Source organism: Massilia sp. CT11-108, from assembly GCF_047302915.1.
GTDB classification, from domain to species: Bacteria; Pseudomonadota; Gammaproteobacteria; order Burkholderiales; family Burkholderiaceae_D; genus Telluria; species Telluria orientalis.
The window spans coordinates 1-2,992 of sequence record NZ_JBKYMO010000601.1 but is presented as its reverse complement, the minus strand read 5'-3'; the positions used below and the strand labels follow the sequence as shown (position 1 = coordinate 2,992).

Below are 2,992 nucleotides of genomic sequence, written 5' to 3'. Positions count from 1 at the left end.
GAGCTGACTTCCATGATGCTTACCTATGACATCTGAGCAAAATTTGAGGGGAAGGCTCAGGGTCAGAGCACTTTTTGGGACATGTGTTTTGAAGCATGCTAGTGCACATACCAAACACCGTCTGGGGTTCGCTTACCGTCATGCCGCAGTCGTGCACGCCAAGACGACACGGATCGATATGCTCTGGACATTGATTCGAAATGTGCTCTGACCCCGAATTTGGCGCGAAATGTGCTCTGACCCCGAATTTGCAGACGAAAAAAAAGCGGCGCGAACCGTAGTCCGCGCCGCCCTGTCTGCCGGTGATCCGGCCGGGATTACTTGGCCGCCATCGCACCCGTCGGGTGGTTCAGCAGCAGGATCCAGTACTTGGCCGTGTCGGACAGGCCGCCGCCGGCTTTCACTTGCTGGAAGGTCTCGATGGCCTTGTCCTTCTGGCCGGCTTTCGCATAGGCCATGCCCAGGCGCAGCTTGGCTTCGTCCGGCGACTTCAGGCCGCCCTTGGCGATACCTTGCTGGATGAACGGGATGCCCTTGTCGAACTGGTCCATCGTGACGTATGCCCAGCCCAGGTTGACGAGGCCGGCACCGGTCTTGGCCTTGGCGGCGCCCGCTTCGCCCGCGGCGATGTTTTTCGCATCGCTTGCGGCTTCCTTGGTGGCGCGGTCGCGCAGCTGGCGGTCCTTGGCGGCGCCGCTGCCCGTGCCCAGCACGCCGGCGGCGAAGCCCGCGTCGACGACCTTCTTCGCTTCGGTCGGGAAGCCATCCTTCATGGCCAGCTCGGCCAGTTCCGTGTAGGCGTCCGACGACATCTGCTTGACGGCCGCGAACTCGAGACGCAGCACGTCAGGGATGTTGGCGTCCTGGAAGCCCGGCTTGCGCACGATGCCGCGGCTGATCAGGTCGGTCCAGAAATCGTCGGTCGGGTAGTAGGCGGCCAGCTTTTCCAGGCCGCGCAGGTAGGCGGCGTCATCCTTGACCTTGTTCGCGGCCGACGCGTACAGGCGCAGGTCTTCCTGGGTCGGGGTCTTGCCGGCCTGTTCCGCTGCCTGCAGCACCGGTTCCTGGGCTTTCAGCGCCGACGCGTAGTCGCCGCTCAGGTAGTACGCGCGGATCAGCGCCGAGTTGATCTGGTCCGTCGACTTGCCCGATGCCTGGATCTGCTTGTACAGCTCGATCGCCTTCGGATAATTCTTGGCGTTGTAGTACATCGTGGCCAGCGCCTGCGTGAAGTTGCCCTTGTCCGCGTCCGGCAGCTTGCCCGACGCCAGGATCGCTTCCAGCGCACCGATCGCCATCTGATCGTCACCCGTCGACGTACCCAGCGACAACTTCATACGGTTCAGCACATAGGTCTCGTACGGCGTCTTGTCCGGGAACGCTTCGGCCTGGGTGATGCGGTTCTTCACCTCGCCATAGTTTTTTGCGTCCATCAGCGGCTTGATCTGCGCCGGGTCGAGCAGCTTGTACAGTTCCGGGCGGACGGAATCAGGCTTCGGCGCGGGCGCCTCGGCTTTCTTGTCCTGCGCCGACGCGCTGTGCATCAGGGCCGGCGCGGCGTTCAGGCCAAGGGCGGCCAGCATCATGGCAAGGCGGGCGAAACGGAATTGGGACATTGAAAAATCCTCTCTTAATGACGATAAAGTTGCACCTATCAGTGACTGCAAATACATACGCCGACGGTGCCGGGTGCCGATCTCGGACAAAGCGTGCATTGTCCCACAAACTGCTGACGGGCGTGGCAATTGTGCCCCAGCGGTGCGACGTCGGTATGGGTCGTTACAATGCGTTACCGCCCGAGGTCAAAAGCCGGGCACCGGACACTGTCCCGCCGCATCGATCCCGCCAGCCAGCCAGGCACGGACCGCGTCCAGCGCGGGCGGTGCGAAGCCATAGGTCATCAGCGCGGGCGCGGCGAAGTCGAGGGCCTGGTACGGGTTCCACAACGCGAGGTGCAGGTCCGGCGTCCAGGTGGCGCGTGCGTGCGGGCCGTAGCGGCGGCGCGAGGTCGACGCGAGGATCGTGAAGCGGCCATCCTGCGGCAGCGCGTTCCAGTCGAACGTTTCCGCATCCGCGAACGTGACGAGGTCCACGTCGAACAGCGAGTGCAGCATCGCCGCGATGGCGCTGGCCGGCACGCCCGCTTCCGACACGCCGTCGCTGACGACATCCTGCCGCGCGACGAGGCGCACCTTGCTGCCCGGTGCGGGACGCTGCGGCTTGCCGCGCGCCGTGAGCGCCCGGCGCCATGCGTCCGCCATCAACGCGCGGTCCGCGTCTTCCGTCGCATACCGCACGGCGCCCGCCGGATGTGTGTGCGCGAGGCGGTCAAGGCGTGCCAGGCGCGCATGCACGTCGGCCAGCGGCAGGCGGCCGTCCTCGATGGCGGCGGCGATCGCCGCGATCGTGCGTTCCTGTGTGTCGCGGCTGCCGATGGCCATTACCATGTCCGCGCCCGCCATCAACGCATTCACGGCGGCGTCGCCGGCGTCGTACCGGTGCGCGATAGCGTGCATGTCCATGCCGTCCGTGATGATCACGCCGTCGTAATTCCATTGCGTGCGCAGCAGGTCGTGCAGGATCGCGCGCGACATCGTGGCCGGATTGTCGGCGTCGAGGGCGGGGTAGACGATGTGCGCCGTCATCACCGCCGGCGCGTGCGGCGCGGCCGCGCGGAACGGCGCGAATTCGAAGCGCTCCAGTTCCGGCAAGGGTTTGTCGACGGTGGGCAGGTCGCGGTGCGAGTCGACGTGCGTGTCGCCGTGGCCGGGGAAATGCTTGACGCAGCAGGCCACGCCTTCGCTGCCGCTGCCCGCCATCCACGCGAGCGCGAGGGCCGTGGCGCGATCCGGATCGGCGCCGAACGAGCGTTCCGCGATGACGGGATTGCGCGGGTTGTTGTTCAGGTCCAGCACGGGCGCGAAGTTCCAGTTGAAGCCCAGCGCGCGCGAGCGGTTCGTCGCCCGCCGCGCCGAGCGCCATCGCGGACGGC

The 2,992-nt window shown here is 65.7% G+C and carries 2 protein-coding genes; both read right to left on the bottom strand.

Features of this window, described 5'->3' with window-relative positions; translation table 11 throughout:
- Positions 1-317: 317 nt before the first annotated feature.
- Positions 318-1,616 (bottom strand): tetratricopeptide repeat protein, encoded by a 1,299-nt coding sequence (locus ACEN88_RS28105; RefSeq protein WP_413344951.1) that lies wholly within the window; start codon positions 1,614-1,616, stop codon positions 318-320.
- 186 nt (positions 1,617-1,802) lie between these two features.
- Positions 1,803-2,992, bottom strand: a 1,190-nt coding sequence (locus ACEN88_RS28100) for a glycoside hydrolase family 3 N-terminal domain-containing protein (RefSeq protein ID WP_413344949.1), incomplete at its 5' end; no start/stop codon positions are given.